Source organism: Stenotrophomonas sp. (assembly GCF_032103445.1).
Classification (GTDB): Bacteria; Pseudomonadota; Gammaproteobacteria; order Xanthomonadales; family Xanthomonadaceae; genus Stenotrophomonas.
The window spans coordinates 1-8,967 of the sequence record NZ_DAMDFR010000105.1; the positions used below are offsets into that span (position 1 = coordinate 1).

Consider the following 8,967-nt stretch of genomic DNA (forward strand, 5'->3'; position numbering starts at 1 on the left):
TGACGAGCCTACAGGGATGTATTCACGGCGTGTCCCGCAAACCCACCCCGGCACGTCCAAGCACGGAAACCGATGGCCACCGGCGGTTCGCCCAAATGCATGAAGCAACCGGCCGCAGGCCGGTTGCCGAGGAATCGTCCGCAACCAGACGGGTACAATTGCGCCATGACTCATACCCCACCCCACGGCGCGTCCCTGCTGCATGGACGCGTGCTGGCGTTCGCCGCCATTCTGCTTGCTGCCGTCAATCTGCGTACGGCTGTTACCTCTGTTACCCCGCTGCTGGACCTGCTCGGCCGCACCTTTGGTTTTGGGACCACCATGACCGGCGTGCTGGGCATGCTGCCCACCGCCTCGTTCGCCCTGTTCGGCATGGCCACGCCGATGCTGGCCCGCCGCTTTGGGCTGGAGCGTACTGCCCTGCTCGCCATGGGCCTGGCTGCGGCCGGGCTGGTACTGCGCTCGTGCTCGGTGGGCATCACCAGCCTGCTGTTCGGCTCGGTGGTAGCACTGGCCGGCATGGGCATCGGCAACGTGGTGGTGCCGCCGCTGGTGAAGCGCTACTTCGCCAATCGCGTCGGCACCGTCAGCACGCTGTACATCACCGTGCTGCAGCTGGGCACCATGCTGCCGGCGCTGCTGGCCGTGCCGCTGGCCGAACAGGCCGGCTGGCGAGTGTCGCTGGGCATCTGGGCCCTGCTGGCCCTGGCCGCCGCCCTGCCCTGGCTGATGCTGGCGCGTCGCCGGCCGCATCCGGATCCGCTGGAGCCGGCGGTTGATGCAGGCGCGCAGCCGCATGGCAAGGTCTCGCGCACGCCGCTGGCCTGGGGCATGGCGCTGATGTTCGGCATGACCTCGCTGATGACCTATTCGATGTTCACCTGGCTGCCGCGCATCGTGGTCGAAGCCGGGGCGACGCCGGCCTTTGGCGGGCTGATGGTGGCGGTGTTTGCCGCGCTGGGGCTGCTGCCTTCGTTGACCATGCCGGCCCTGGCAGTGCGGCTGCGCAATCCCTTCCCGCTGGTGCTGATTGGCGTGGGTGCGTTTGTGATTGCGTTTGCCGGGTTGTTGTTTGCGCCGATGAAGGCCCCCTGGTTGTGGGTGGGGTTGCTGGGCGTGGGGCCTTCTACGTTCCCGCTGGCGCTGACGCTTATTAATTTGAGGACGCGCACGCCGGCTGGGTCAGCGGCGCTGTCGGGGTTCATGCAAGGCGTGGGCTACAGTTTCAGCTGCATCGGGCCGCTGTTGTTTGGGTGGCTGCATGAAACGAGTGGTGGGTGGGTGTTGCCGTTCGGGTTCCTTGGGGTTTGTCTGTGTGTGTTGTTGGGTGCGTCGTGGGTGGCGTGCAAGCCGCAGAAGCTTGAGGATCATTGGTGAGGGGTCGGCGCGTACACACACCGTAGGCATCACCTGACGTAGCGTGTCGGAAACTGACCTGGATGGCAGGTCAGTGACCCGGGCCCATGGGAGCGGTCCGGTCCTGCTGAACAGTTTCAGGGTGGGCAGACCCCCGGAACAGCGCCGTGGCGTCGGCCGGAAGGTCTTGGTAATCAACAACTTGACCAGAATTCTGCATCCGTTGGCCGGATTGCGGACTACCTTCCGTGTGTTAACGATTTGTGGACATATGAGAAATCGGGCACGATTGGCATGTGATGTGCGTCACATTTTTCGCACACCGACATTTTTGAAAGGACGCTCTGGGGGCTCCATGTACAACCACCGGCCGCTGACGCTTGCCGTCAGCCTGGCATGCGCCACGCTTTGCCTTTCCGCCCCGGTTTCGGCCGCAACCCGCGCCGAACACCTGGCCGAAATCAGCCAGTACCGCGACCAGGCCCATTGGCTGGACGCGTTGGCGGCAATCGAACGCGCCCAGGCTGAGATTCCGAACGACGACCTGCTGTTCCGCCTGCAGGTGCTGACCCTGTCGGATATCGGCAACGCGCACCGCGCCTGGCAGCTGTACCAGCAGCGCCCGGAGCTGTTCGACGACGCGCAGAAACAGCGCTTTGAAGCCAACTACCTGGCCAAGCGCGTAGGCTGGAGCCTGGCCTACGCGACCAGCGAAGACACCCGTCTGGACGAAGCCGAAGCGGCGCTGGCACAGATGGACACGATGCTGCAGCGTGACGGCCTGACCGCCGCGACCGCGCCGCTGCGCGTACGCTACGACCGCTTGATCCTGCTCAACCGCCTGAGCCGCCACACCCAGGTGCGCGACGAGTACCGCGCCCTGCTGGCCGAAGGCCATCCGGTGCCGGACTACGTGAAAGCGGCCGTCGGCGATTCGCTGATGGCCACCCAGCATCCGGCCGAAGCCATTCCCGTTCTGGAAGCGGCATTGAAAGCCGACCCCGGCCAGAGTGAGGTGCATTCGGAACTGGCCTACGCCTACCTGGAAGACGAACAGCCCTACGAGGCGATCAACCTGCTGAAGAAGTGGAGCGCGGCCGAACCGGCCTGGCGCTGGGCCAACGGTGCGCGTGCGCCCTATGCCAACTGGCCGCGTTACGAAGCCGACCTCAACCTGGCGATGGTGCGCGCCTACACCGGCGACCTGCCCTCCGCGCAGCGCGATCTCGAAGCCATGGTGGAAATGGCCCCGGGCAACGGCGGCACCCAGTCCTCGCTGGGCAACGTCTACATGATGCGCGGCTGGCCGCGCCGTGGCCTGGAACGCTACGGCATGGCCACCACGCTGGACCCGCGCGACGTGTCCGCCCGCATCGGTCAGATTGATGCGTACGTGGAGCTGCAGCGCGACGACCTGGCGCGGCCGATCCACGATTCCCTGCTGGAGGCCTACCCCAACCAGCCGTCCGTACAGCGCATGGATCGTGCCTGGCGCGCGCACCGCGGCTGGCAGCTGCATGCCTACGCCGAAGGCGGCCGCAGCGAAGGCGGTGGCGGTGCTTCACCGCTTGGCAACAACGATGGCCGTTACGGCGTGGAAGTGCAGTCGCCGATCCTGGATGACCGCTGGCGGCTGGTGGCCTTCGCCGACCGCCGCAGCGTGGATTTCCAGGACCAGACCATCAATCCGCTGCGGCTGGGTGCCGGTACCCGGTACCGCTTCGGTCAGCTGGACGCGGAAGCCTTCGTCAACCGCGCCAATGACGATGTGGGCGACACCGGCCTGAGCGGCGGCATCGGCTGGCAGTTCAACGACCGCTGGCATGCCGGCGTCACGGCGGCGCGCAACGATGCCGATGCCTCGATGCAGGCGCGCGTGTCGGGGATCACGGCGGACAGCGTGGCAGTGGCCGTGGATTACCACCGCAACGAGCGCTTCCAGTGGAGCATCGGCGGCAGCCAGTACCGCTACGACGACGGCAACCGTCGCGACACCGTCACCAGCAGCATCCAGCAGCGCCTGCTGACCCGCCCCACCGTGCTGGTGGACGGCCTGGGCAGCGTGTACGCCAGCCGCGGCAGCCTGGACGACGTGCCCTACTTCAACCCATCGGAAGACCGTTCGGTGGAGATCGGACTGCGCGTGGACCAGCAGCTGTGGCGGCATTACGAGCGCCACTTCCGCCATCGCCTGACGGTGTCGGTGGGCAACTACTGGCAGCAGGGTTACGGCAGCGCGCTGATTCCCTCGGCCGAGTACCGGCACGAATGGCAGCTGGCCGACGGCCGCATTTTCGAATATGGCGTGAGCTGGTCGCGACCGGTCTACGACGGACAACGTGAACGACACATCGGCTTCGACGCCGGTCTGCGCTGGGGGCAATGAGATGCGACACATGGACTTGAAGCGCTTCATCACCATCACCCTGCTGGCTCTGCTGGCGGTGCTGGGCAACGCGCAGGCGCAACCGGTGCCGGCGCAGCTGCCCGCCCGCGTGCTGGATTCGGCTGACAACGGCCTGCTGGTGCTCAGCTACCACGACGTGCGCGACGACGTGGCGGTGAAGGGCGACCCGGACGCGTATGCGGTGAGCACGCAGAACTTCGCGGCCCACCTGGACTGGCTGTCGGCGCATGGCTACCACCCGGTGTCGCTGTCGCAGCTGATCACCGCCTCGCAGGGCGGCACCCCGCTGCCGCCGAAGCCGGTGCTGCTGACCTTCGATGACGGTCTGCGCAGCGTGTACACCAAGGTGTTCCCGCTGCTGCGCGCCTACAACTACCCGGCGCTGGTGGCGGTGATCACCGACTACGTGGACATGGCCCCGGGCCGCACCATCGACTACGGCTACCGTCCGTTCGGCCACGACGACTTCCTGACCTGGGCGCAGATCCGCGAGATGCAGCGCAGCGGGCTGGTGGAACTGGCCAGCCACACCGACAACCAGCACCACGGCGTGCAGTCCAACCCGCAGGGCAACCAGACCCCGGCAGTGATCACCCGTACCTACTTCCCGGCCAGCGGGCAGTACGAGACCGCGCAGCAGTACGAGAACCGCCTGCGCACCGACCTGGCGTTGAGCGTGAAGCGCATCCGCGACAACGTCGGGGTGAGCCCGAAGGCGATTGTGTGGCCGTACGCGGCGTACAACAGCCTGAGCAACAAGATCGCCGAAGACCTGGGCATGCCGGTGTCGTTCGACCTGGAAGGCCGCAGCACCCCGGTGACCCGCGACCTGCACGGCCTGGCACGCCTGCTGGTGACCGGCAACCCGACCGTGACCAACATCGCCTACGAACTGCGCCGCGACGTGGAACGCGACGGCATGCGCGCCCTGCAGATCGACCTGGATGCGGTGTACGACGCCGACCCGGTGCAGCAGGGCAAGAACCTGGACGCGCTGATCGAGCGCGTGAAAACCGTGGGCCCGACCCATGTGTTCCTGCAGGCCTTCGCCGACCCGGATGGCAACGGTTCGGCCGACGCGCTGTACTTCCCGAACCGGCACCTGCCGATGCGTGCGGACCTGTTCAACCGCGTGGCATGGCAGCTGAAGACCCGCGCCGGGGTGAAGGTGTACGCGTGGCTGCCGGTGCTGGGCTTTGAACTGAAAGACCCGGCGATCCGCAAGGCGCTGGCGATTGAAAGCCCGGAAAGCGACGGCATCTTCCGCCTGGACTTCACCAACCCGAAGGTGCGTCACATCATTGACGACATCTACGAAGACCTGGCAATCAACTCGTACTTCGAGGGCCTGCTGTTCCACGACGATGCCTACATCCGCGACACCGAACTGGGCAACCTGCCGCAGGAAGGCGCGGACGGCGCGCGCACCCAGGCGCTGATCGACTTCACCCTGGAACTGCGCAATGCCGCGCAGCGCTGGCGGCCGAAGCTGGCCACCGTGCGCAACCTGTACGCACAACCCGTGCTGCAGCCGCAGAGCGCGAGCTGGTTCGCGCAGCGCCTGGACCTGTTCAACCAGGCGTATGACCACACCGCACTGATGGCGATGCCGTGGATGGAAGGCAGCCGCAACCCGGAGAAGTGGCTGGACCGGCTGGTGGTGGCGGTGCGCGAGCACGACCCGCAGCTGAGCCAGACCATGTTCGAACTGCAGACCGTGGATTGGCGCACCCAGAAGGCCATTCCCGGTGAGCGCCTGCGTGCGCAGATCCGCCGGCTGCAGGCGCAGGGCGTGCGCCATTTCGCCTGGTACCCGGACGATTTCATTGCCGGCAAACCGTCGACCAAGGACGCGCGTGCGGCGATGTCGACGCGCAACTTCCCGTATCCGGAGAAGTGAGGCCCCGCCATGCATCCCTTCGTCTATCTCCTGTTCCAGTTCGCCTTCTTCTATCCGATGGTGATGGCGTTCTTCTGGATGTCCGGCGGGCTGTATTACTTCTTCCGCCGCGAGCGCAAGGCGCGTGACCGCGACGACCCGCCGCCGATGGACCACTACCCGTTCGCGTCGATCCTGATTCCCTGCCACAACGAATCGGACAACCTGGACGACACCCTGGGTGCAGCGCTGGCGCAGAAGTACCCGGACTTCGAGGTGATTGCCATCAACGATGGCAGCCGCGACGACACCGGTGTGCGTCTGGACGCGCTGGCCGCGCAGCACCCGCGCCTGCGCGTGGTGCACCTGGACCGCAACCTGGGCAAGGCCAATGCGCTGCGCATGGGCGCGCTGGCGGCGCGTTCGGAATACCTCATCTGCATTGACGGCGACGCCATGCTGGAGGAATACGCCACGCACTGGATGGTGTGGCACCTGACCAGCGGCCCGCGCGTGGGTGCGGTGACCGGCAACCCGCGCATCCGCAACCGCTCCACCCTGCTGGGCCGCCTGCAGGTGGCCGAGTTCTCGTCGATCATCGGCATGATCAAGCGCGCGCAGCGCGTGTATGGGCGCATCTTCACCATTTCCGGAGTGATTGCCGGCTTCCGCCGCACCGCCCTGCACCGCATCGGCTACTGGGCCGACGACATGGTGACCGAGGACATCGACATCAGCTGGCGCCTGCAGCTGGACCACTGGGACATCCGTTACGAGCCCAATGCGCTGTGCTTCATCCTGATGCCGGAAACCCTGAAGGGTCTGTGGCGGCAGCGCCTGCGCTGGGCCCAGGGTGGCGTGGAAGTGCTGCTGCGGCATGGCAAAACGTTGTTCAGCTGGCGCAAGCGGCGCATGTGGGGCGTGCTGATCGAGTACATCCTGAGTGTGTTCTGGGCTTACACCATGCTGGCGATCGTGGTGCTGTGGGCACTGGGCAAGTTCATGCCGCTGCCCAACGAGCTGTATATCGCCACGCTGCTGCCGCAGTGGCACGGCGTGATTCTGGCGCTGGTGTGCCTGCTGCAGTTTGCCAGCAGCCTGATCATCGACCGCCGTTACGAAACACATATTGGACGCAACTACTTCTGGGTGATCTGGTACCCGATGGCGTACTGGCTCATCAGTCTGTTCACGACCCTGGTGGCCCTGCCCAAGACGCTGTTGAAGCGCCGTGGCAAGCGGGCTGTGTGGGTCAGTCCTGACCGGGGAATCAAATGAACGCCAAACCGAAATCCACCCGCCGTTTCGACTCGCGGCTGATCCGCAAGTCGCGCAACCAGCCGCGCCTGCAGCGCACCGCCTGGGGCTTTGTGACCCTGGCGTTCTGGGGCTTCTATTTCTACCTGTGGGCTCCGCTGGTGACCGCGATCTCGTGGTTGCTGGGCGGCCGCCTGGCCTGGCTGCAGTTGTATGAGTACAAGCAGAGCATCGACCCGTTCCTGGTGATTGCCCTGCCGATCATGCTGGTGTGTTCGGCGGTGCTGCTGATCGCCTGGGCCGAGTACAACCGCTTCCGCTTCGCCGGCAAGGAACGGCGCAACCCGCGCCAGGACGTGACCCGTGAAGAGATGGCGCGTGATCTGGGGGCGACCCCGGCGCTGGCGGCCGAGCTGTTGTCCGGCAAGGCGGTGACCCTGCACATGGACGACCACGCTCGCCCGGTGGGCCTGAGCCACCAGGGGCTGGCCGGGGCTGAGCCGGAAGCCCGGCTGGCCTGACCCGCCCGAGGTCCCGCTGGACGCGCATGGCGCGTCCCTACACGGCCCCGAACCCCGCGTAGTGACGCGCCATGCGCGTCAATGGGGTGGCCGATCAGCTGAATGGCCGTTTCCCCCCACAACCGGCGTATGCTGCTGATGGGGAGACACCCGCCCGCACTTCCATGTGAGGGCATTTCCATGTCAGTCGTCGAAAATCTGATCGAACAGGTCGCCCGGGCCACAGGCCTTGGCGACAACACCCGCAAGTTCGTCGGTGTCCTGGCCAGCTTCATCTTCAGCCGGCCAGAGGGGTTCAAAGGGTTCCTGAAGCTGTTCCAGAAGGCCGGAATGGGCGGTCTTGTCGAGTCGTGGTACAGCGGTAGTGCCAGCATGCGCGACATCAATGCCGCACAGATCCAGAACGTCCTGGGCGACACCAATCTCGGGGACATTGCACAGAAGGCCGGCGTCCCAAAAACGCTGATTGGCTCAGCAATTGCCGGTGCCTTGCCCCTGCTGACGCGCGCGCTGACGGCCGGGGGGAACATCCCCAATGGGATCCCCACCCAGTTCGCCAGCCTGGCCGGCAACCTCGACTGGGGCAACACCCACGTCACCCACCTGCGCGGCAACCGCAAACGCGGCAGCTTCTGGCGCTGGCTGCTGCCGGTGCTGGCTCTGCTGGCGCTGGCCTACTGCGGCTGGCACATGCGTGGAAAGTCGCCACCCGTCGGCACGCCCGCCGCGGCGACGGCCCCGATGGCCGCGACCGATGGCACCGCGCATTCGGTAGGTGCGCCCACGTTCGCGTTCCAGAACAGTGGGGGCACGGTGGACGTAAGCGGAACACTCGCCACCGCCCACGAGAAGTTCCAACTGCTGGATGCACTGAAAGCCACCTTCGGCAGCGACAACGTACGTGCCCGCTTCGACGTGGATGCGGGCGTCAAGCCCTGGCCCTGGCTGGACCTGTTCAAGACCATGCTGCCCAGCCTGAAAGCCGATGGCCTCAAGTTCGCGTTCAACGGCGATTCGGTGAAACTGGACACCAGTGCCCTGCCCGAGGCGGAGCGCGTGGCGGTCAGTTCTGTGTTCCAGGAAAAGCTGCCGGGGGTGAAGGTGGAAGGCTTGTTTGATCGCGGCGTGGCAGCCATCCAGGAGCTGAAAGCCGGCTACAGCGCCAGTGATCTCACCAAAGCCTTGAACCTGACCACGGTGCGCTTCGAGACGGGCTCTGCCAATCTGACCCGCAGCAGCGAGGAGATCATCCGCCAGGCGGCCGACGCGATTGAAGGCGCACCGGCCGGAACCCGCGTGGAAGTGGGCGGGCACACCGACAGCCAGGGCGATGCCACCAGCAACCAGCTGCTGAGTGAGCAGCGTGCGCGGGCCGTGGCCGATGCCTTGATTGCCGCCGGGGTGCCGGCGGAGCGGCTGGCCGCACGCGGGTTCGGGTCGAACCGGCCGGTGGGCGACAACAGCACCGAGGCCGGGCGTGCCGCGAACCGGCGTATTGGCTATGAAGTAATGCAGTAATCGGGAACCCCGGTAGCGCCGGCCGTTGG

The 8,967-nt window shown here is 66.1% G+C and carries 6 protein-coding genes; all 6 read left to right on the forward strand.

The features are described from left to right. Positions 1-165 precede the first annotated feature (165 nt). The gene (locus RT551_RS20495) at positions 166-1,377 is read left to right on the forward strand and encodes an MFS transporter (RefSeq protein ID WP_313461918.1); all 1,212 of its coding nucleotides are present in this window, start codon (positions 166-168) and stop codon (positions 1,375-1,377) included. A 334-nt stretch (positions 1,378-1,711) separates the two neighbouring features. Further along, on the forward strand, positions 1,712-3,742 hold the full coding sequence (gene pgaA / locus RT551_RS20500; RefSeq protein WP_313461920.1) for a poly-beta-1,6 N-acetyl-D-glucosamine export porin PgaA: 2,031 nt from the start codon (positions 1,712-1,714) through the stop codon (positions 3,740-3,742). Between the two features lie 10 nt (positions 3,743-3,752). Beyond that, positions 3,753-5,663 (forward strand): poly-beta-1,6-N-acetyl-D-glucosamine N-deacetylase PgaB, encoded by a 1,911-nt coding sequence (pgaB, locus tag RT551_RS20505; protein ID WP_313461921.1) that lies wholly within the window; start codon positions 3,753-3,755, stop codon positions 5,661-5,663. 9 nt (positions 5,664-5,672) lie between these two features. Further along, on the forward strand, positions 5,673-6,920 hold the full coding sequence (gene pgaC, locus RT551_RS20510; protein WP_313461923.1) for a poly-beta-1,6-N-acetyl-D-glucosamine synthase: 1,248 nt from the start codon (positions 5,673-5,675) through the stop codon (positions 6,918-6,920). Then, positions 6,917-7,420, forward strand: a complete 504-nt coding sequence (gene pgaD, locus RT551_RS20515; RefSeq protein ID WP_313461925.1) for a poly-beta-1,6-N-acetyl-D-glucosamine biosynthesis protein PgaD — start codon at positions 6,917-6,919, stop codon at positions 7,418-7,420. The genes pgaC and pgaD overlap by 4 nt, the downstream gene beginning before the upstream one ends. 180 nt (positions 7,421-7,600) lie before the next feature. Continuing rightward, entirely contained in the window at positions 7,601-8,938 is a 1,338-nt protein-coding gene (locus RT551_RS20520; protein WP_313461927.1) for an OmpA family protein, read from the forward strand. Positions 8,939-8,967: the final 29 nt, after the last annotated feature.